The organism is Novosphingobium sp. BL-S-21 (genome assembly GCF_055521655.1).
Genome location: NZ_CM145496.1, coordinates 2,257,232 through 2,278,718 on the forward strand (window position 1 = coordinate 2,257,232; position 21,487 = coordinate 2,278,718).

The 21,487-nt window shown below is 62.0% G+C and carries 15 protein-coding genes and 2 pseudogenes; 5 read left to right on the forward strand and 12 right to left on the reverse strand.

The genetic code is table 11. The annotated features are described in order from the left end of the window. Positions 1 to 56: 56 nt before the first annotated feature. The gene (locus ACZ1J6_RS19235; RefSeq protein ID WP_465127794.1) at positions 57 to 989 is read right to left on the reverse strand and encodes an FkbM family methyltransferase; all 933 of its coding nucleotides are present in this window, start codon (positions 987 to 989) and stop codon (positions 57 to 59) included. A gap of 447 nt (positions 990 to 1,436) precedes the next feature. Between ACZ1J6_RS19235 and ACZ1J6_RS19240 the strand changes: the two genes are divergently transcribed. Next, entirely contained in the window at positions 1,437 to 1,706 is a 270-nt protein-coding gene (locus ACZ1J6_RS19240; RefSeq protein ID WP_465127795.1) for a DUF6429 family protein, read from the forward strand. Between the two features lie 4 nt (positions 1,707 to 1,710). Here the strand turns inward: ACZ1J6_RS19240 and tnpC are convergent. After that, positions 1,711 to 2,439 (reverse strand): annotated as a pseudogene (gene tnpC, locus ACZ1J6_RS19245) (IS66 family transposase); the annotation flags it as partial. Positions 2,440 to 2,679: 240 nt separating this feature from the next. Here tnpC and ACZ1J6_RS19250 point away from each other — a divergent pair. Further along, positions 2,680 to 4,143 (forward strand): recombinase family protein, encoded by a 1,464-nt coding sequence (locus tag ACZ1J6_RS19250; RefSeq protein WP_465128278.1) that lies wholly within the window; start codon positions 2,680 to 2,682, stop codon positions 4,141 to 4,143. Between the two features lie 79 nt (positions 4,144 to 4,222). On the opposite strand, the gene tnpB is transcribed toward ACZ1J6_RS19250, so the two are convergent. Then, the gene (gene tnpB / locus ACZ1J6_RS19255) at positions 4,223 to 4,435 is read right to left on the reverse strand and encodes an IS66 family insertion sequence element accessory protein TnpB (protein WP_465127796.1); all 213 of its coding nucleotides are present in this window, start codon (positions 4,433 to 4,435) and stop codon (positions 4,223 to 4,225) included. After that, positions 4,432 to 4,824 carry an IS66-like element accessory protein TnpA gene (tnpA, locus tag ACZ1J6_RS19260; RefSeq protein ID WP_465127797.1) on the reverse strand — a complete coding sequence of 131 codons (393 nt, stop codon included), beginning with the start codon at positions 4,822 to 4,824 and terminating at the stop codon, positions 4,432 to 4,434. The genes tnpB and tnpA overlap by 4 nt, the downstream gene beginning before the upstream one ends. 106 nt (positions 4,825 to 4,930) lie before the next feature. Here tnpA and ACZ1J6_RS19265 point away from each other — a divergent pair. Beyond that, positions 4,931 to 5,143, forward strand: a pseudogene (locus ACZ1J6_RS19265) (IS110 family transposase); the annotation flags it as partial. Positions 5,144 to 5,589: 446 nt separating this feature from the next. Here the strand turns inward: ACZ1J6_RS19265 and ACZ1J6_RS19270 are convergent. The 5 genes from ACZ1J6_RS19270 to ACZ1J6_RS19290 all read right to left on the reverse strand — a co-directional run bounded on the left by ACZ1J6_RS19270 (position 5,590) and on the right by ACZ1J6_RS19290 (position 16,622). After that, on the reverse strand, positions 5,590 to 11,325 hold the full coding sequence (locus tag ACZ1J6_RS19270) for a hypothetical protein (RefSeq protein WP_465127798.1): 5,736 nt from the start codon (positions 11,323 to 11,325) through the stop codon (positions 5,590 to 5,592). Between the two features lie 540 nt (positions 11,326 to 11,865). Then, on the reverse strand, positions 11,866 to 13,305 hold the full coding sequence (locus ACZ1J6_RS19275) for a lipopolysaccharide biosynthesis protein (RefSeq protein ID WP_465127799.1): 1,440 nt from the start codon (positions 13,303 to 13,305) through the stop codon (positions 11,866 to 11,868). A 46-nt stretch (positions 13,306 to 13,351) separates the two neighbouring features. Next, positions 13,352 to 14,287, reverse strand: coding sequence for a glycosyltransferase family 2 protein (locus tag ACZ1J6_RS19280; protein WP_465127800.1), 936 nt, complete (start codon positions 14,285 to 14,287; stop codon positions 13,352 to 13,354). A gap of 199 nt (positions 14,288 to 14,486) precedes the next feature. Further along, positions 14,487 to 15,686, reverse strand: coding sequence for a DUF418 domain-containing protein (locus ACZ1J6_RS19285; RefSeq protein ID WP_465127801.1), 1,200 nt, complete (start codon positions 15,684 to 15,686; stop codon positions 14,487 to 14,489). Between the two features lie 258 nt (positions 15,687 to 15,944). Further along, entirely contained in the window at positions 15,945 to 16,622 is a 678-nt protein-coding gene (locus ACZ1J6_RS19290) for a TetR/AcrR family transcriptional regulator (RefSeq protein ID WP_465127802.1), read from the reverse strand. A 180-nt stretch (positions 16,623 to 16,802) separates the two neighbouring features. Here ACZ1J6_RS19290 and ACZ1J6_RS19295 point away from each other — a divergent pair, with 180 nt between their 5' ends. Together ACZ1J6_RS19295 and ACZ1J6_RS19300 are read left to right on the forward strand one after the other, a co-directional pair. Continuing rightward, positions 16,803 to 17,867 carry an ABC transporter permease gene (locus ACZ1J6_RS19295; RefSeq protein WP_465127803.1) on the forward strand — a complete coding sequence of 355 codons (1,065 nt, stop codon included), beginning with the start codon at positions 16,803 to 16,805 and terminating at the stop codon, positions 17,865 to 17,867. A gap of 241 nt (positions 17,868 to 18,108) precedes the next feature. Further along, complete coding sequence (locus ACZ1J6_RS19300) at positions 18,109 to 18,798, forward strand: hypothetical protein (RefSeq protein ID WP_465127804.1); 690 nt, start codon at positions 18,109 to 18,111, stop codon at positions 18,796 to 18,798. A 100-nt stretch (positions 18,799 to 18,898) separates the two neighbouring features. Here ACZ1J6_RS19300 and ACZ1J6_RS19305 read toward each other — a convergent pair whose 3' ends face one another. The 3 genes from ACZ1J6_RS19305 to ACZ1J6_RS19315 form a co-directional block, all read right to left on the reverse strand. Continuing rightward, positions 18,899 to 19,636 carry a FadR/GntR family transcriptional regulator gene (locus tag ACZ1J6_RS19305; protein WP_465127805.1) on the reverse strand — a complete coding sequence of 246 codons (738 nt, stop codon included), beginning with the start codon at positions 19,634 to 19,636 and terminating at the stop codon, positions 18,899 to 18,901. Between the two features lie 129 nt (positions 19,637 to 19,765). Next, positions 19,766 to 20,701 carry a rhamnogalacturonan acetylesterase gene (locus tag ACZ1J6_RS19310; protein ID WP_465127806.1) on the reverse strand — a complete coding sequence of 312 codons (936 nt, stop codon included), beginning with the start codon at positions 20,699 to 20,701 and terminating at the stop codon, positions 19,766 to 19,768. Between the two features lie 29 nt (positions 20,702 to 20,730). Continuing rightward, complete coding sequence (locus ACZ1J6_RS19315; RefSeq protein ID WP_134093774.1) at positions 20,731 to 21,483, reverse strand: SDR family NAD(P)-dependent oxidoreductase; 753 nt, start codon at positions 21,481 to 21,483, stop codon at positions 20,731 to 20,733. Between the last annotated feature and the right edge of the window lie 4 nt (positions 21,484 to 21,487).

The following is a 21,487-nucleotide window of genomic DNA, read 5'->3' on the forward strand; positions in this document are numbered from 1 at the left end:
AAAAAGGAGCATCGTCCGCATGAAATCGGACGATGCCTCAACAACCTGTGTTGTTGTCAACCTCGGCGAACGAGCATCAATTTGGCTTCGACGGGTTGTTCAAGCTGATCAATCCTCGTGGTAAGAGCTTGAGCATCTGTCATGCGCATATGATTCTGCGACAGCAACTGGCAAACTTGCCTGAAAGCAAATGCGAGAGCACTTATCGCATCCCCCCGAGGGCTACGCGTGGCCAAAATGTCTCCTACAGGGGCTTCTGCAAACATGATCTCATATAGGTCTTTCGTCTCCAAGAGATCAACTAGGCCGTCTCTACGAGATATATAGTAAAAATGACTGAAATTAAGTTTTAAATTTTCAAATAGTTCTTCTGAGTGTATCACTACATCTGCTTGTTTCGGAGATTTTACACCCATTGACTTTAAACGGCGCTCGGTGTCGCCGTAGGAGAATTCGATAATAACATTGTTCGTTCGTGAGAGTGCCTCCCGGCTCTCTGCCAGCACTAAATCGGTGAAACCCTCTACGTCGATTTTCATGAGGTTTATGCGATCGATCGTCTTGGCAAAACTGTCGAGAGTAACGCACTTAACTTTGACTGCGTTGCCGGAAATCGAAAGATGCGCATTGGTCCCCGTCCCCTCGAAGCCCATCTCTCCCGGCTTGTCCGCGATAGCAAGGTTATGGAGTTCGATATTCCTACCTGCAGCATTTCGAGAAAGAATAGCAAAATTTCGTGGCTCGGGTTCGATAGCAATAACGCGCGAATTGGGTTGGGAAAGTTTGGCAAAAATACTATTTATGCCGACATTTGCACCGACGTCGACAAAAACGCCATTCTCTCCAATCAATTCCCGGTAAAGCGATAACTGATTTTCTTCCCAATTACCCGTATTCTCTATATTATCTGAAATTATATATTCATCAGCACCAATCTCAAATCGAAATCCCACACCAGAATAATCGAACATTAAAGATTTGGTTGCCATTTTCTCTCCTATTATGGGTAACGTCCTCAGCCATATTTGGCTCAAGTCTGTCGCATCAGTTACCTGCTAATTAATTTCGGGTGCTATGCTGCCGGGATGTAGTGATGGAAATCAAGAAAAAATTACAGTTGCCAGATTTGGCTTGCCGCCGGCCAGAATGCCGGGCCTCCCGGGGCAATGAAAAATATTCGGCTAATGTCATGAATTCCAAGGACTTGCGGCCGAATAATTCTGCCTGCTGAAGACTCATTTGTCCCATTAGCCGCTTCCGTTGACAAAGCAGGCACCAATGCTTCGCAAAAGCTCTTACCCGTAAAAGAGACGCCACGTTACAGTCCCTACCAATCCGGTAAAGCCCGCCACCCGTTGAACCCACCTCCGATAGCGGACGCAGTGGAGCTGGTGGTCAAGATGTGAGATTATCGGCAGCGCCGCGAGGAGCTGCCTATGGACGAGCAGGATATCGATACCGACCGGATTGATGAGGCGGTTCTGGCTCTGATGTTTTTGACGCTGCACGACCTGGATCGGACGTCAGGGACTTGTCGAGCCTGGAAGACCTTTGATTGGGATGCGCTGGGACGCTTGCACAAGCGAGGATTGATCAACAATCCCGTGGGCAAGGCGAAGTCGGTAATGTTGACCTCAGCCGGCCGTGAGCGCTGCGAGCGGCTATTTCATGGACTGTTCTGCGCAAACCGCAAGGCCTCGGTCTAACGGTTCAGGCAGCGATTTCCTGTGTGAGCTGCAGCTGAGCGGCCTTCCAGTGCCAAGGGAGGAGTTCGTGAAGGCGGCTCTGGGGTATGTCGGCGATCCGGGCGAGTACGTCAGTCAACCAGGCGAGCGGATCGACGTTGTTGAGGCGCGCGGTACCGAAGAGGCTGAACATCATCGCAGCGCGCTGGCCGCCACGATCCGATCCGACGAACAACCATGCCTTTCTGCCCCGGGCCACGCTGCGCAGCTCACGCTCGGCGGCGTTGTTGGAGAGGCATATCCGGCCATCGGCGAGGAAGGTGGTGAAGCCGTCCCAGTCGTTCTGGAGATAGGCGATGGCCTTGGCCACGGCATCGTGACGAGACAGTTTGCTGCGTGTCTCGCGCATCCAGGTCTCGAGTTCGGCAACGATGGGCGCGGATAATTCCTGGCGAACGGCTAGGCGCTCGGCGGCAGGCTTGCCGTTGATGTCGCGCTCAATGGCAAAGAGCCGGTCAATGATCTCGAGCGCCTCGGTCGCCAGCGGCGAGACGAGCGGCGCGGCACCCTTCTTCCGGCGCTTGAGTTGCTGCCTGATATCGACGAGCTTGAAGAACTCCCGGCGTGCGTGAACCCAGCAGTTGGCGCGGGTCATGGGTTTGTCCATCCGGCCTTCCTCGAACAGGGCATTGAAGCCGGCATACCGGTCGACCTGGAGGATCCCGGTATAGCCTGCCAGATGGGCGCGCGGGTGGCCGACACACTGATCCTCGACGAGGATGGCGTGTACGATCCGGCCAACTTCAATGATCGCCTGCTGCTCGGTCTCAAGGGCACCATGAGTGAAGCCGAGTTGCACGTCATCAAAGCCCGGTTACGCGGTGGTATCCTCAACAAGGTGCGCCGCGGTGAATATCGCTGCCCCCTGCCAACCGGCTTCCTCTACGATGAGATTGGCAATGTTGTCCTCGATCCTGACGCCCAGATCCGGGAGATGATCACCCACTTCTTCGAAACGTTCTCGCGGGTCGGATCGGCCTCGCAGACAGTCAAGGCGTTCGCCAGGGAAGGCCTGCTCTTCCCGTCTCGGGTGCGCAATAGTAAGCAGGTGATCTTCCAACCGCTGACCGCATCGACCGCCATGCGAACGCTGCACAATCCTCGCTATGCCGGTGTCTATGCCTATGGGCAGCGGCTTTACCGCCGGACTGTCGATGGGAAGAAGCAGCTCCGCAAGCGTGATCCCAAAGATTGGCTTGCCTGCATCCCGGATGCCCACCCCAGCTACATAAGTTGGGATCAGTTCCAGCACAACCTCAGGGTCCTCGAATCCAATGGTCGAGGCTATCAGACCGTGCGCGCCTCGCCGCCCCGCGAAGGCGCGGCCCTGCTGCAAGGGCGCGTTGTATGCGGACGTTGCGGAAGTCATATGAGAGCCCGCTACGCCGACCGGCGCGGTCAGGTGGATACCTGGTATCTGTGCAGCCGCGCTTCTGCTTCTCGCGGCGAACCGCACTGTCAGTCGATCGCAGGGTGGCCCATTGACGCAGCAATCGGCGAATTGATCGCAGCGGAAATGACGCCCGCCGCTGTAGAATTGGCGCTGGAGATCAGGAAAGAGATCGAGCGTCGTCATGGCGAAGCGGATGACCTCCGGCTCCGCGCTGTCGAGCGTGCCCGGATTGAAGCCGATCTGGCGCAGCGCCGCTTCATGCTGGTCGATCCGAACAACCGCCTGGTTGCCGACACATTGGAACGAGAATGGAACGACAAGCTGCGCTCGCTGACTGAGCTACAAGAAGACAGAGAGCGTGCTCTGCGCGAAGGCCAGTTGAAGCTGGACGACGCAATCCACGATCGGTTGATCGCCATGACGACCGATTTTAAAACGGTCTGGTACGATCCAACCCTGCCGAACCGTGAACGCAAGCGACTCTTGGCCTACCTTGTCGAGGACGTCACCCTGCTCAAGTTCCCCACCGAGGGAGAAACCCGCGTCCACATCCGCTTCAGAGGCGGGAGGACCGAAACGCTGACCACTCAGAACCCCAAATCTTCTGCCCAGCAGGTAAAGACCCGACCGGAGGTAGTGGGCCTGGTCGACAAGCTTCTCGACGACCATATCTGCGCCGAAATCAAGGATATCCTGAATGCGAAAGGTATCCGTCCCGGTGGCTCTGCGCGGCGTGACCAGGCCAATGCGCAGTTTACCGACCTGCGCGTCATCTACCTCGTCAAACAGTATGGTCTGCGCACTCGCTACGACCGGTTGCGCGACCGTGGTATGCTGACAAAGGCGGAAGCCTGCGCAAAACTCGGAATCTCGGAAGCCACCTTGGTCAGGTGTGGGCGAAGTACGGCATCATCAATCGTCACGCCTACAATGGCTATATGGGCCTCTATGAACCGCCGGGGCCGCACGTCCCGGCCAAACAATGTATCCGATGGAACCAACTGACACATCGTGCTGAAAGCGTCCGTCGGCTTAGCGAACAAAGTGCAACGATCTCGATGGAAGGGCTGTAGTGTGAAGCCAGTTAGTTTGCATAGAGGCAAAGTCCTGACCCGTCCCACACCAGTGCCTTCAACCTATCGCCTCTTTTCCCGCGGAACAGGAATACGGCGCCGGAGAATGGGTCGAGCTGGAGGATGTTGCGCACCTGCGCCGACAGTCCGTCGAATCCCTTGCGCATGTCGCACGGCGCCAGCGACAGATAGATCTTCGCCGACGGCGGCAGCGTCAAACTCAACGTTCAAGCTCCCCGATAACCTCGAGCGCCAATCTTGACGTCTCTTTGTCAACCAGCTTGTCGATCGATACCGTGAAGCCACCGCCGCGCCGAATTTCGATCCGGCCAGCGTCAGATTGCGTGGCCAGCGGTTCGGCGGGCGTCAGCTCAACCGGCACGAACCCGGCCATCGCGCCGCGGAGCAATTGCTTGCGCCAGGTGTAGAGCTGACCGGTCCCGATCCCGTACCGACGCGCCACCACTGCCATGATGGCGCCGGGCTGCGTGGTTTCTTTCAGGATCGCCAGCTTCTCTTCGTCACTCCAGTGCCGGCGACGTTCCACCCGTACGACCGCTCCACCATCTCGGCGAGCGCTCATACGAGGCTCTTTTGACTGCTCGATATCCACTCGCAAGGCCTCCATGTGCCCAGCGAAATTCACGCCGATCCACATCCGCACAAGGCCGGGTTCCGCCGGCGCCTACTGAGGTTCGGTTGATGCCACCCGCACATGTGTAAAGCGCCGCAAGACTGGCGCGGCGGAGGCAGTGGCGATCTACGGGGCGGTGACGCGGCCAACGATGCGATTCCTTGCTGTGAAGACCGCGGAACAGCAGGCCGTGCTGATGTTGCACGAGCGCCGCGAGTTGATGGTGCGCGGCGCACTATGCTTATCAATGCCCTGCGCGGGCACCTGCGTGAGTGCGGTATTGTGGCCGGCATCGGCACAGGCGACGTCAATTCCATAATCCATGCACTGCATGAGCGAAAGGAAGCGCTGCCCGTACACACTAGCGCTGCTTTGGACGGCTCGCCGCACAATTGCGAGCAGTCGATAGCGAGATCGGCAGATTGGAGGTGCAGACTCGCATGAAACCTGGCAGGAGAGACGAGCCGACACCTTACCACGATCCGGGTATTTGTCCGATCACCACTTCGGCTAAATCCGCCGCCGTGCCAGATGCATCTCTATTCGCAGATCTCACGGATGCGGGCTTAGATGCTGGCCTGCTGGCGGCGACAGGATTTATAGTGATAGGTCGAGGTGTCTATTTCCAGAACCGAGCGAGCCCGGCGGATCGACACCCCCCCAGTCACTGCGAAACCCCGTTAACCATCTCGCGTTTACGATCTGAAGGGCCGGATCTGACCGAAATCAAACCCGGCCATTTGCTTAGAACGCGAGACGCAGGCCCACACGCGCGCTGGCGCGCCTGTCGGCATTGCCAGCTTCACCGCTCACTGCGCCGAACAACATCAGAGTTGAGGTCACGGCAACATCCGCGCCCATGGTTGCCGTGGCGAGGACCGGAGCGCGGGAGGCCCCCGTCGCGATAAGGCCGGAGCCTCCGCCACCGAGAGCGGCAAGCGCGAAGGGAGCGCGGCCTTCCACCTGATAGCGCATCCCGACCGTAAGGTAGGGACGCGCGGCCGCGCCTTCCTCCATGGCGCCCTTGAAGGTAAGGCCACCGTCGACGAAGACCGCGTAGTCGTTTTCGCGCTTAACTTCGAGGACGTAGGGGCTGTTGCCGCTTTCCGCCACCTGGCCGCGAGTCGTGCGGATTGCAGTCACGCCGACAATCGGCTGCACTGTCCAGCCACGGCTGAGCGGCATCGCATAGGTAAGGCTGAGGTCGCCAGTCCAGCCTGTCAGGTCATAGGAGCCCTTGGCTGAAGCGCCGAGCAGGTTACGCTGGGTATCGGCCTTGCCGCCATCGTAAGCCACTGTCGCCTTGATGCCGAGCTTGCCGTTGCTCCAGCGGCCATGGACGCCGGCAACCACGCCGTCGACTTCGGTGCGGGTGCCGAGCGAGGACAGTGTCTGCCGGCTGTTGAGATAGCCCACAAAGCCGCCGATCGACCAGTCGCTGCTGCCCCAGCCAATCCCGCCGAGAAAGCCGTAGCCGTTGATCCGTGCGCGTGACGGGCCTTGCGAGCCGCCTTCAAGCGTACGCGTATTGCCGAGCATACTTCCGAAAGTGAACGCTCCGGGCGTGTCGGGGCGCGGTGCGAAGGCATCGCTGCGGCCGACATCTGCCAGTTCCAGCCCATGCTCCACGGTGATCTGCCCGGCAGAGGCATAGGCCTCCGGCGTCAGCTGCGCGAAGACGGTCTGGTTGGTGGTGCTGGAGCTGGCGACCAACTCCGGAACCGCTGCCATGAATGCGGCCGAAGCCGTACCGTTGGTCATGAGGCCGTTCACGTAATCGATCGCGCCCTGAACCTGCGGCGTGAAGGCCGTATCGTTCATGAACTCGCCGAGCAGCGAAACCGTGCCGCCGTCCTGGACGAGGACGCCGAAAAGCGGACCCGAGCGGATGATGTTGGTGAAGCTGCCGGTGATGCTCTGGGCATCGATCAGGTCGAGCGACTGGCCGGGGTTGACAATGCCGCTGGCGGCGATCTGCAGCGTGGCGCCGGAGGCGATCGTAAGATTGCCGTTGACGATCAGCTTGTCCGAAACCGTGGGGGTGATCTCGAAGATCGAGACCGAAGTGCCCGCCAGCGTGACATTACCGTTGACCGTCATCGTGCCGGGCGAGGCGCCGGGGCTGAGCGTGCCGGCGACGGCGATATCGCCGTTGACGGTGCCTGCGGAACCGAATGTTGCCCCTTGCCCCACGGTGATCGTCGGCGCCGTGATCGTCGAACCCGCCAGCCCGATCATGCGGCCACCGGTAAGCGCCATGCTGTCGAAGGAGGCGCTGCCGCTGACGGTTGCGAGGCCCGCGCTCATGCGCAGGGCTTCGACGTTGGAAATCGTCGAGAATGCAGCCTGGCCGCCGGCGATCTCGATGCTGTCGCTACCCTCGCCGCCATAGACCGCACCTGCGAAAGTGCCGCCCGAAAGGCGCAACAGGTCGTCCCCGGCGCCAAGGTCGATGGAGCCCATCGTGCCGCTATTGTCGACCAGATCGTCACCGCCGCCCAATAATACGCCGCCCACGATCGTGCCCGTGTTGCGGAGCACGGCGGGAAAGGCATCGGTGGTCAGGATGGCCAGCGCGCCCTCGCCGCTCGCCTCGATGCGGCCGTGATTTTCGAGGTTGAACGTGGTGCCGAGCGACTGGATCGCAATGGCGTCCTTGCCCGAAGCCGAGATCGTCCCGCTTTGCGCGTTGATGAGCGTGCCGGTTACCGTGCCCAGCGGCGGAGGGGGGAAAATGCCGTAGTCAGGAACAGCCAGACCAAGGTCGACCGCGACCGCGCCGTCTCCATCCGCACGGATCGTGCCGTTGTTTTCAAGCGACAAGGCGGCGGGCACGCTGACATCGACCGATCCCGCCAGCATTTGCAGGGCCGCGCCGGCACCTTCATTGGCGATCATGCCGCTGTTGGCCACACTGACGGTGCCCGCGGTGCCTTCTTGCGAGGCGACCGCGAAGGCCTGGAAGCCGCCTGCAATCATGCCGCTATTGGCGATCTTGATGGCGTATCCGGCCAGCGACGAGAAGGCGCCTTCAGTTTGGCTGGCCGTTACGATACCGCTGTTTTCGAAGGCAATATCGCCCCAGTTCCAGACCGTGATCGGGGAATAGGCCAGCTCTGCCGAGCCGATCGTGCCGGTGTTGACCAGACGGGCCACGGAACCGCTCACGCCGCCCGCCACGGACCCGTCATTGACGAGCGCGCGGAGTGTCTGGCCCAGGATATAGGCCTGTCCGGTATAAGCATCGCTGCCCATGATCAGCGCGCCGGAGAGGTTCATCGCGTTGACGACGGTGCCGTCGCCCGCGGCGTACAGATCGGTGAACGTGGCATCGAGACCAGTGACGGTGGCGACCGTATCGGCGCCTAGCGCCGCGACCATTGCGTCTTCAAAGCCGGTTCCGGGCGCAGCGCCGACCGCAACCGTGCCGCTGCTGGTGAGGGCCATGCCGTAAGTGTCGCGGCCAGAGCCCGCGTCAATCGTGCCGCTTACACCGGTTTCGGTGCCGCTCTGGAGGTACAGGTCGTTGCCGCTACCCAGCGTCAGGTCGCCGATCAGCGTCCCGCCGTTGGCGTAATAGGCGCTGCCGTAGCCGCCCCAGTAGCCGAGGTCGACATTGCCCAGGATGAGGCCCGCATTGCTCACGGATCCGCCGCTCATGGAGATCGCCGTCCCGGCGCCACCCGATATCGTGCCGCCAGCCAGATTGGCGACTTTCATGACGGACGAGATCGCGGTGTCTGCGGTGCTGGCGATTGTACCGGAATTGACGACCACGCCTCCGTAATCGCCCCGGATCGCACTGTTGGAGGTCTGGATAGTGCCGCTGTTGGTCACGTTGGAGACATTGTAAAGGCCGTAGGAAGCGCCTGGGCCGGTCTGTTCGATCGTGCCCGTGTTCACCACGGTGGTGACGTTGTAGGTGCCGTAGCTGCCATCCAGCGTGATGCGTCCGTTGTTGACCAGCGTGCTGCCGTAAGTGACGGCGGCATTGTACGAAGTTCCGCCGTTGGTAGCCGTGAACGCGGCGTTGATCGTGCCATCGTTTTGCAGCGTGTTGTTCGTGCCGAGGCTGACGACTCCGAAGCCGCCGCCCCAGTAATCATTGATCGTTCCCGAAATCATGCCGTGGTTCACGACCGTCAGTGCGTTGGGATTATTGAGCGACGAATTATCGGGCCTCGCCGTCCAAACTACGCTCAGGGCTGTCTGGTTGGTGGTCTGGATATCGGCCGTCAGGTCTACCGTGCCGGTGCCGGCAAGGATCAGCGGCAGAGTCTGCGGCGCTTCTGCGGTCAGCGTCAGCTTCGCGCCGTCGACCAGTTCGTAGCCGGCCGTGGCGAAGGGGCCCACGGCGCCGATCACCGCGCTCGCCTCTCCCGAGACACGGTAGCGCAGCAGGCCGCCCGCGGTGGTCACCGTGCCGTTGATCCCTGCGAACTGGCTCGTGCCGGTGTTGACCAAGTCGGTCACCAGCGTATCGCCCTTGCCCAGCGTCAGGTTGCCGTTGAGGACACCGCCGGTAAGCGCGACGTAGGTGTTGTTATTGCTGTAATAGCTGCTGTCACGCGGGGAAACGAACGTTACGTCGCCGTTGATCGTGCCCGCATTGAAGACTGCGGCATTGTACGTGCTGGTCGATCCGTAGGGGTCCTTGCCGGTGATCGCCCAAGCGCCGCCTTCGATCACGCCGCCTGCCAGGTTGTTGAGCACGCCGTAGCCGTCGAGACCCACAGCAGTACCGGTGGCGCTGGTGGAGATCGTGCCGCTGTTGTTCAGGACATAGCCGATAACGGCGCCGTAAGTCGCGCCTTCGATCGTGCCGCTGTTCGTGGCGGTATAGTATGAGTTGCCGTTCAGATCGACGCCGATGCCGCCGGTCGAGCGGATCGTGCCGCTGTTGCTTAGCCCTTCGCCGAACATATACAGCGCGGTGTCGGCGGCGGTGATCGTGCCGGAATTGGCGACTTCGCCGTCCGTGTTCACGCCGAAGCCGCTGGATGTGATCGTGCCGCTGTTGGTCAGCGTGTTTTGGGAGCCCATGACCATAGCGTAGAGGTAGCGGTTCGACCCCATGTCCGCATCGATTGAACCGGTATTTGTAAGGCTGGGCGAACCAGATGCGGGATAAGGCACGAGGAAGGCTTGCCCTTGCGTCTTGATCGCCGTTTCGTTCACAATCGTACCGTTGCCATCCATCTCGATCGTGCCGGGAGCGACGAAGCCATCGGCCAGCGTTAGCGTGGCGTCCTCCCCGGGAGTGAGCCGAAGACGCTGGAACCCGGTTGGTAGCGTGATCGCAGTGGAGACGGTCAGGTCCGCGTCGGTCGCTAAAACGAGGGAATTGGTGCCCAGGCCGGCGTCGAGCGTGCCTGTGATCCCGGTCACCAGCGTTTCCGTGCCGTCGTAGCGGCCGTAGACAAGATCGTTGCCGCTGCCCAGCGAGACGTTGCCCGCGATCGTGCCCTGCGTGGAATCGATCACGCTGTAGGTATAAGAACCGTAGAGAGGCTGGGTCACGATATCGCCGGTGATCGTGCCGCTGTTGGTCAGCGTCAGCGATCCTACGGAAATCGCCGTGCTGCCCGCCGCGGAAATGGTCCCCCCGGCGAGGTTAACGACCTGCAGCGCACCCGTACTCTGAATGGCGGCCCCGGTGCCGGCGTTGACGATGTTTCCATTGTTGGTCAGCGGATTAAACGACGTGGACAGGTTGGCGATCGTCGCTGCCCTGGAGGCGGAGCTGATTGTGCCGCTGTTGGTCCACCCCGTGAAATAGGGATTGTTGTTATAAGTGGTCGTTTGGTCGATGGCGCTGAGCGCTCCGCCATCGATCATCCCGGCATTGTTCAGAGTGCCGATCATGCCGACGATCGCGCCGATCGTGCCGCCCTGCTGGTTCTCGATGACATTGAAAGCGCCGCGTGCCGGATTGGTCGCCTCCAGGGCAACGCCGCTCGTTCCCGAGATCGTGCCGGCATTGGTGATGCTGACGAGAGCGGGCGCATAGCTGTTCGTCGCCGAAGAGCCGGCGGTAATGCCAGTGGCGCCGGTCACCGTGGCGCCTGCCTCCACCGTCACCTGAGCCTCGGTACCATAGAAGTCGTAGCTGTTCGCCGGCACCGATCCGGACAGGACCGAAATCCCGCTCTGGGTGCCGCCATCCACGCTGCCGCTCACGGTGATCGTGGCGGTTCGGGCAAAGTAGCTATCGGGAACCGGGGCGATCTCTACGGTAATCGCCGCAGCGCCCGAGCCGGAAACGCTAGCCAAGGGAGCAACCTGCACCAAACTGCCGTCTGTGGTGACGCGCAGGCCGTCGGTATCCGCACCGGTGCAGTTGGTGATGCCACCCGCTGCCGTCGGGTCGGGGCTGCACTTTGCCCAGGCCGGAGTAGCCGATGCCGCCGCAACGGCAGCGATGCTCGAACCGAGCACAAAGGACCATCGACGCACCCGCGCCGTCTGTCGGTCGATCATTGAAACAATACCCCCGTATGTAGCAGCTGATTAGCCGCCGAATTTCCGCCATGCGCAAGGACAAGGGGCGTTGTCCAGAAGTCAGGAGGGGATGACAGAATTTTTATAGGGTTTGATGCTGCGTAGGGCGGCTCGTCGGCGTATCAACGCAGCACCCCGTCTTTCATCGTTGCGAGAAAGCCGCGTTGCCCAACGCGGCTTCGATTTTTCTCCCCAGAATCGAACCAAGTAATTCTTTCTTGACAAGGGTATGCTGAATGGACCGAAATAAAAATTTAAAGGACCATATATAATAAAAAACAACTACTTGTCCGGTGTTTTATACTCACGCTACCGCGGCGATTTAAGACATCTCAGACCAATACGGTGTCGGTTCACACCGTTGCTGTGATATGGCGTGGGCACGCTGTCGGGCGCTCGCCAATCTGCCAAAGCGCTTGCCGTACCGGCTTCAGCGTTTTGAGCGGGCCAAAGCGAAACGCTCCTGTCGGCCCTATGTGGGCCTCACACCTGCCGCGCTCGCCCCGCAAATTCCGCCCGTCAGGAGCGCTTTATCAGTCTCCGGGCTTCGCTTAACAGGGTGAGAAGAGTTGCGCGGCCGCGGGGGGTGGCGGCGACGAGGGACCAGAAGAGAAGGTATCCCGCCGCCAAGAGCATGAAGACGTTTACCCAGCCCACGCTGAGGTATTGGGTCCAGATCCACACCATCAGCGAGGTTATCGCTATGGAAAAGGCGTAAGGGGAGAGGGCTCGCAGCAGGGTGCCGAAGGTGACCGGCCCCTTCCGGGTTGCGGCGTACCAGATCAGCGGGCCCTGGACGCAGCCCGTGGCGATGTAGGCGTTCGCGACGCCCTGTATCCCCCACGGCAGTCCCACGATGAATGAACCGACGAAGGCCAGCGAGCTGAAGAGCCCGAAATTCCTCATCTCGCGCGTGCGGTTCTGCGTGGTGAACAGCCAGCCCGTGCTGTTGCTGACGGGCGCGAAGAGCGCTCCTATCGCCAGGACCTGGAAGATGGGCGCTACCGCGTGCCATTTCGACCCGAGCACGGTGTAGATGACCAGCTTGCTCCCCACGCCGGTAACGGCGATGCTGGGATAAGTGAGGAGTATGATCGTCTCCAGGAGCATCAGGTACGACTTGGAGTATTTCTCGCGGTCGTCGTTCAATCGGGAGAGCAGGGGGGTCGCCACTTTGGCGATCGGGCCGGTGATCTGGCTGAGCGGCAGCAGCAGCAGCTTGTAGGCGCGGTCGTATATGCCGAGCTGAACCTCGCCGAGGTGCCGGCCGATGAGAATGTTGTCGAGGTTGCGGGCAAAATAGTTGAAGATGTTGAACGAGGTGACGTTGCCTCCAAAGCCCAGGATCTCTCGCGCTTCGGGCGCTTTTCCCGGCCTGGAAGGGACCCAGCGGGCCAGCGACCAGGCCAGCACGAGCGCGGTGGTCGTCAGCGTGGCCTGGCTGATCACGAGCGACCAGTAGGAAAACCCCAGCAAGGCCGCCGAAATGCCCGCTATCGAACTGAGGACGTAAGAGCCGAGATCGACGGCCACCAGTGAACCGAATGCCAGTCGCCGGTTGAGGATGGCGACATGCTGGTTGTAGAAGCCGGTGAGCATCAGGATCGCGCCAAGCGCGACCAGCACGGGCGCAACGCGGGCGTCGTGGTAGAAGATCGATGCAAGCGGCGCGCCCAGCATCACGATTATGCCGGACGTGACGCTTACCAGCGCGCTCGTCCAGAAGATGAGGCTGAGCTGTGCCTGCGTGATCTGCGGCCTCTGAACGGTGGCCTGGCTTAAGCCCAGGTCGGCGAACAGCGCCACGAACGCCAACAGGGGCGCCGCCATTGCCAGAATGCCGAACTCGGTCGGACCCAGCAGGCGGGCCATGACGATCGACACGACGAATTGCAGCCCGAAGCGGACCGCCTGGGCGCTCATGTTGATGGCGATGCCCTGCGCCGACTTGCGGCGCATCGAAGAGTGGTCGCCCGGCGTCAAACCGGAGTCCAGGGCTGAGGGATTACCGGCCAACGTATTTCACAATCTTGGTTTTCAGCCAGTGCTGTCCTGCGGAACTCTTGAGCGATTTCGCCAGGACTCCCAGCTTCGATGAGAGATTCGGTGCATCCCCGTAGAGCACGTTCAGTTCATGCGTCCTGAGCGCGTCCGCGCGGCGGGTTAGTGCGCCTGCGACCGCTGGATTGCTGGCAAAGGGGGCGCGGCGGGAGAGTTTTTCCGTCTCCGAGATCATCCGGCTGTAGTCCACCCGCGTGCGGCTGAGGCCGGAGTCCCGCGTGGTATAGATATAGCTCAGCACCTCGCGGGCGAGCACGTATTTTGCGCCTTTCGACAGCGCATCGATGATGAAATGAAAATCTTCTCCGTGCCGGATGTCGGTCCGGTAGCGCAGGCCGTTGTCATTCAGGAAGGCGATCCGGAACAGAGGTTTCAACAAGCCGTAGTCCGGCTCCCTGTTGGCCGGCCGGGCCGCTTCCACGAAATCGCCGAGGCTGAGCGTCGTTATCGGGGCGTTCTCCTGGAAGACGGGTCCCGAGATCTCCTGCCGCTGATGCGAGAAAAAGCGGATGGATCCGGCGACGATGTCGGCATCGCGATCTTCGGCGATCTGCACGAGACGGCTCAGGGCGCCGGGTTCCAGCGCGTCGTCCGCGTCGAGAACGGCGCCCCATTCACCGGCGGCATGGTCGAACGCGAGATTTCGGGCGCCGGATGGGCCAAGGTTTTCCTTGCTGTCGATGACGCGCAATCGCGGGTCCTTGCGCGCGATCGCCTGCAGGACGTCCAGTGTCGCGTCGGTCGAGCAGTCGTTCACCGCCACGATTTCCACCGAGAGCCCCTGCTGATCGAGAGCCGAACCGATCGAGCGCTCCACGAAGTCGGCGCAATTGTAGGCCGCCAGGATCACGGACAGTTTCGGCTGCATCACCGGGTTCATCCTTCAACACCGGAAGCGGGGAATGCATCGAGGCCGGAGCAATGGCTTCGCACCCCCAGAGATCTCAGGCGGTGATCCAGTCTGTGCTTCAACAAAGGCACCAGTCTTCTCCTGATCAAGACTTGACCGATTATCGAGACGCGCACTTCCATACATACCAAGCGCCGCTGATCGGCGGGAGCAGCCGGCCGATGGTCCCTCATCGCTGGCTGCTCTGCACTTCCCGCTGCGAGAAGAGGGGAACCCATGAGAGCAGGGACGTCAGCCGCAGGGCGGCGGTGCGCAGCAGGCGGTTTACCGGATCGGTGATCGCGCGCCACCATCGCGACGACACTCTCACGACCGGATTTGGTGACGTGAGAGCGTCCGGCTGCATGACGATGTCGTAAAGCGCGGCGAGCCCGACCACGACCACGAAGAACAACCCGCTCAGCAACAGTCTTTCCGGGATCGACTGATCGTAATCCCGCGTGACGAAGATCAGGAATGCATTGCCCGCCGAAAAGGTGAACAGGCTGCGCCGACCCAGCATCGTCGCGCGATCAAGGCCGGGGCCGCCTTGTCTGACGGAGCGGCAGAGCGCGACGATCATCGCGGTGCCGAGCGCGCCGCAGAAGAAATAGAAGGGATGGTTGGCGTTCCTGAGGACCATTCCCGCTGCGGTCTCGGCAGTCACTTTCTCCGGCCCCATGAAATAGGTTGCGAACGCGCCGACGCCGAGTGCCCCGCAGAGGAGGAGGAAGCGCCGGGTCACGGATTTTCTCACTTCGGCGTCCGCCGACCGATCCTCGCTGAGCAGCCAGCCGATCAGCATGCCCACGGCGACGAAAAACAGGCTGTGCAGCACGGAGGGCCCGGCGACGGCATCGCCTATGCCCAGAAGCAGGTCAGCCAGTCGCGCCGGCACATAGTGGGCGAAATTGGGGGGCGGGGCGGGTAGCAGCACGAACAGGGGGTGCAGGAGCAGGATCGCGGTCGAGGCGATCAGCAGCGGCGCCAGGCCCCAGCGCAGCCGGGCCACGAGGATCAGCGGGGCGAGGAAGAAGAGAATGGCGTAGTATCGAAGGATGTCGCTCAGCGGAATTTTCCCCGCGAGCAATGCGCCGAAAAACGCGCTTTTCAGGCTCAGTCTTCCCATCCAGAGCACGGGAATCAAGGTCAGGGCGTATAGAAGCCAGCAGAGAAAGGCCCGTTCGAACAATCTGGCCGTCACCGACTGGATGCCGTCGCGATCGGCGCGATTCCTGTAGACGACCTCCAGCAGGGCGCCGAACAGAATGATGAACATGGGAGTCGCCAGTCTTACGACGAATGCAAAATGAGGCTTTTGCTCGAAGAAATCTTCCCAAACGTTCGTCGCGATGAAGGAGTGGTTGAGCATCGCCAGGGTGATCGCCACGGTCCGAGCTATATCAAGTCCCAGGATCTTGCGACCTGGCGGCATCGCAGCGTACTCCCTATCTGAGCGTCCCGGCGGCACATTATCCCGCATGGAACCACAAGGGGCATTCTAAAAAGGGTGATGGAAGGCTTCTTTTTTGCCTTCATTTAGAAGGACGAAGCCGATTTTCGTGGCTTTGGAGGCGGCGCAGGCCAGGCCCCGGCGACCGGGCCGCGATTCGCGCTCCGAGGTTCGCGGAACCCGCTCCGGCGCCGGTCAGCCGCCCGTCTCGGTCAGCATGCCCTTCAGGACCACGCTTGCGTGCTGCACCGCCAGTTCGTGCAGGTCGGGCATTCGGGCGCCCGTGTTACCCAGGACTTCGCGGAACAAGGTTCCGGCCAGCATCGGGCCGATGATCGACATGGCATAGAGCAGCGGATCGCCGGCGCGCACTTCGCCGCGTTGCTGCCCCTGCTCGATAGCCCGCGTCACGAGGGTGAGTACCTTGGACACCACCTCGTCGTGCCAGACTTGCGCGAGATCCGGGAAACGCGAGCCTTCCGCGATCAGCAGGCGGACCATGGCCGGAGCCCGGCTGCCTGCCGTTGCCGCAACCTTGCGCAGAAGCGCAGGGACGAATTCGGCCAGGGGCGGCGCGAATTCGGCGGAAGGCGCCGGAAGCAGGCTCAGGTGAGTCGCGAGAATGCTGCGGGCCACGGCCCTGAACAATTCCTCCTTGTTGGCGAAGTAGACGAAGACCGTGCCTTTCGAGACCCCGGCCCGGCGCGCGACTTCTTCCACCCTGGCGGCCCCGAAGCCCTGTTCGGCGAAGACCTCCATCGCAGCGTCGATGATCTCGCTGGGCCGGGCATCCTTGCGCCGACGCCGCCCTTGCGCCGCGGCCTTGGCGGGAAGCTGCATGGAATCCTGTTTCGGTTCGGTGGTCTTCTTCACGTCTGGTCCCTGATTCTACCGATCCCGTGCCCAGGCAGAAAACGATATAATTATTGACCTGTTGGTCAATAGGTAGGATTGAATTGCGGCATGGCATCCGCTCGAATCGCCGTTGTCGCTACAGTGCTCCTTCTGGGAGGCTGTACGGTCGGTCCAGATTATCACGCTCCTGTCGTAGAGATGCCCACCGCCTATAGTTCGGCCGAGCCCGCCACGCCAACGGCGGACGACCCCGCCATCTGGTGGCAGGCGTTCCGCGATCCCGTGCTCGACGATCTGGTGGCCCGCGCCATGGCCGGCAATCTCGATATCCAGCAGGCGGCCTCGCGGGTTAAGCAGGCCCGCGCCCAGGAACAGGCGACGCGCGCGGCCGGCGGGCCATCCGTCAATGCCAGCGCGCAAGCCGGCTACACCCGCCTCAGCAGCAATGCCCTGCCATCCGCGCTGGCCAATTTCGGCACGGGTAACACGGGGTCGGGCTCTGGTGGCCCGGGCATCGGCCTTGCGGGCGAGGACTTCGCGGTCGCCACTCTGCCGTCGAATGCCTTCCGGTCCGAACTGAGAGGCCCGGCCGCAAAGCCCGTGTCCCCAGCGCCCTTCGAAGTCGTGGTGCACCGGCTCTACAATCCAGAGGGCATAACCTCTTACAACATCGTGCCGGGCCTGCTGGCGATCATCCTTTCGATGACGCTGGTGATGATGACCGCCATGGCCGTCACCCGCGAGGTGGAGCGAGGCACGATGGAGAGCCTGCTGTCCACCCCGGCCACGGCGTTCGAGGTGATGATCGGCAAGTTGCTGCCTTATATCGCGGTCGGCCTGGTCCAGACCGTGATCGTGCTGGCTCTGGCCCGATTGCTGTTCTCGGTGCCCATGGCGCAGACTCTCGCCGGCTGGATCGCGCTGACGGTGGGGATCGTGCTGTTCATCACCGGCAATCTGGCGCTGGGATATCTGATCTCCACCGTGGTGCGCAGTCAGCTTCAGGCCATGCAGATCTCGATGTTCTACATGATGCCTTCGCTGTTCCTGTCCGGCTTCATGTTTCCCTTCGCGGGGCTGCCGGGCTGGGCGCGGGTCCTGGGTGAGATCATCCCCATCACTCATTTCCTGCGCATCATCCGGGGATCGCTGCTGAAAGGGCAGGTGCTCGCGGACATGGGCACCGATCTGCTCGCCCTTGGCGGATTCCTGGTGGTGGTTGCCGTTCTGACGGTCGCCCGTTCGCGCACCACACTCGATTGATCCTCTTCGGCTTTCGCCACATCAGCCGCGAAGTCCGGTCAATAGCCCCGATTTCCGGCATTTTCACCGGCCGCGATCAAGGCCACCAGCCAGGCTGAGGCCGGCTGATGGCGGGATCTTTTCCAGATCGGACGCATCGCGTCTGCTCCCCTAGGGGTCCGATCATCTACAATAGGGACGTGATCGAAGATCGCGGTGCGATGCCCGGCAAATTTCGCCGGAATGGAAAAGGAAAGATTACGTGCGAGCCTATTTCGGAGCAGCCCTTCTTGCAGCCGCCAGCCTGGGCGCCGCTCCCGCCCTTGCTCAAGGCGATGACGCGCGCGTCAGCCTGGGTGTCACCGCCGGCACGCTCGGGATCGGACCTGAGGTCGGGTACCGGGTGTCGGAAAACATCGGCGTCCGCGCGAACGCCACGTTCTTCTCGTTCAGCCACAACATCCATTCGGACGACATCCGATACGATGCGAAGCTGAAGCTCCGCTCGGGCGGTGCCATGGTCGATGTCTATCCGTTCGGCGGCGGTTTCCGCGTTTCCGGCGGTCTGCGCGTCAACGGCAACAAGGGACGCGGCGTCGGCGTACCGAACGACGGCACCAGCTATACCATCGACGGCACGACTTACACCGCGGCCGAGATCGGCACGCTCCACGCCGAAACGGACATCGACAAGCTCGCCCCGGCCCTGACGCTGGGTTACGGCGGCGGCCTGTCGAAGGGACTGACCGTGGGCATCGAGGCGGGCGCCCTGTTCCAGGGCAGCGTCAAGGTGAAGCCGCTGACCGTCACCGGTCTCTGCGCCGATATCACCCTTGGTCCCTGCTCCACCCTCGCCGCCGATCTCGAAGCGGAGCGGCAGAGCGTCAACGACGATATCAACGACTACAAGGTCTACCCGGTGTTGCAGGTTAAGCTGGGCTACCGGTTCTGAGTGCAGGGCGCCGGTCCATCCGGCGCCCGACCCGTCGGGACATGGCGGGAAGCCTTCGGCGCCCGCGTTAGAAACGGCGGTGTCGGATTACGGGTGCGGGTCAGATCTTCGCGCTGATCAGGAAACGCTCGCGGCTTTCCTGCGACTTGCGTCGCAGTTCCGAGATGGCGTGCTCTTCGGTGGCGTCCAGCATGGAGGCGAGCAGGCGCTGGAAGTGCTGACGCATGGCAAGGCGCGCGCCTTGCGGGTCGTGCTTGCGAAGCGCTTCAACGACCGCTGCGTGTTCGTGCTGCCGCGTCCTGCCGTCATGGTGACAGACGCTTTCGTGAGTGTACTTCACTTCCGGCAGTTCGGTGCGCAACCGCCAGAGCGTGTGGATGACATGGGTGATCGCCGCATTGCCCGAGGCGGAAGCGATCGTCATGTGGAACTCGCGGTCGATCTCGGTCGACTTTTCGTCGTCGCCCTCGGCCGCCATGGCTTCCAGCAGTGTGTCGAGCTTGGCCAGCGTGGCATCCGAAATGACCGGGGCGGCCAGCGCCGCGGCCTCGGATTCGAACAGCGAGCGGGCCTCGGTCAGTTCGAGCGCGCTGACCTTGGGCAGGGCATCGTCGGTGCGATCGCTGAGTTCCGAAACGTAAATGCCCGAGCCGGTCTTGATCTTGAGCACACCCACGGCCTGAAGCGCGATGGCGGCCTCGCGGATCGTGACCCGGCTGACGTTGAACCGCTCCGCCAGTTCGCGCTCGCCCGGCAGGCGCGTTCCTGGCGGAAACGCGCCTTCATTGATCAAGGCAACGATCTGGTCGGCAATGCCCTGGAACAGCCTGTCAGCCATGGTGTGTCTTCTTTCTTTCCATCACGCCTGCATGAGGTTTGAGACCTAATAGCTTCCATGCCAAAACGAAGCAATTGTCCGACCAGTTATGCAGCGCACTTAATGGTGCGCTGAACGAAGCGCGGAGAGTCAGGGCGCGATCTGGCTGCGCAAGTCGGGAACCGCGCGGGCAAGGTCACGCGCCACCAGGGCAGCGAAGACTTCCGCGCCCGCATCGCCGATATGGGTATAGTCGAACTTGCGCGTGAACTGCCCGTGCGGGCCGTCCGGCATGGTCGGGACCGGCGGCAGGCGGGCTTCCTCGGCCGTGCGGGGCTTGAGGGTGGTGCCGCTGCGTGCAGCCGCCCGTTCGGCCTCGTTGGGAGCGGTCTGGGCCAGCGCCATCGCGGGTTCCGCGCCCATCTGCTGCACGGCGGCCGCGCTGGAGGCGTTGAGATCGACCAGCGCCACTTTCAGCGCGCGGGCCACGCCGCGGACCTTCTCGGCCCAGGGCTCCAGCGTATTGTTGAGCTTGCCGCCCACGAATTCGCGCCGGGTGAGCGGAGTGACCAAGACGGGCACGGCCTTAACGGCGCGGACTTCCTCGACCATGCGCCGCAGGTTGTCAGGGAATTCCTTGTCCATTTCGGTCCAGCGTTCCGAGGCGGAAGACTGATCGTTGTGGCCGAACTGGATCAGCACGTAAGTGGCGTGGTAGCCGGGCACTTTCGCCTCGGCCAAGGCGCCGTCCCACGAGCCTTCCTGCCGGTAGCTGCGGGTCGAGCGGCCGCCGCGCCCCAGATTGAGGCAGGCGACCGAAGACTTGACATGATGTGCGCAGAAGATCGAGGCCCAGCCGCTGGTCGGCGCCATCGTGGAATCCCCGACCAGGATGATCTTGTAGGGGCTAAGCGGCTTTGCATCGGTGCGCACCGTGCGGCCCTTGCTGGTGTCGCCTTCCCGCGATGCCGGGGCGCCGGTGGGCATTCCCAGGGTCTTTACCTGGGCCGTTGCCGCACCAGTCCCTGCGACCTGTGCGAGCAGCGCTGCCATTACAGCCGCTGCAATCCTTGTCTTTCGGGTCATCCTCTAGTCTCCCTTGCGAATGCTACGGCCTACGAGAAGAACAGGCCGCCGTTGATGTCGAGATTGACGCCCGTCAGGAACGCCGCCTCTTCGGAGAGCAGGAAGCCGATGGTGGTGGCGACCTCGTCCGGGTGGCCTTCGCGGCGCAGGGGGGTGTTGTTCGCGGTAGCGGCGCGGCCCTCGGGCTTGGAGAACACGTCGTGGAAGCTCGTGCCGATGAGGCCCGGGCAGACGGCATTCACGCGGATGCCCTGCGGCCCCAATTCCTTGGCCCAGCCGCGCGTCAGCGTCATGAGCGCACCCTTCGACGTGGCATAGACGGTTGCGCCCGGGCCGCCGCCGTCGCGCCCGGCCAGTGAGGCGACGTTGACGATGGCGCTGCCCTTGGCGAGCTGCGGCAGCGCGGCCTTGGTGACGAGGAAGGCGGACTTGAGATTGAGGTCCATCACATGGTCGAAGAAGGCTTCGTCCATTTCCGCCAGCGTTTTGCGCGCGACCATGCCGCCCGCAAGGTTGACGAGGAAGTCGATCCGTTCGCCGAAGGCGGCGACCGAGGCGGCGATCAGGCCCGCGACATCCTCGGCATTGCTGACGTCGGCCTGGTGGAGGATTGCGGTGCCGCCCTCGGCCTCGATCTCGGAAAGGGTCCTGGCCGCTTCCTCGTGGTTGCTGCGATAGTTGATGACGACCTTGGCGCCTTCGCGCGCGAGGTATTGCGATACCGACTTGCCGATGTCGCGGCCGCCGCCGGTGACGATGGCGATCTTGTCCTTGAAACGCATGGGT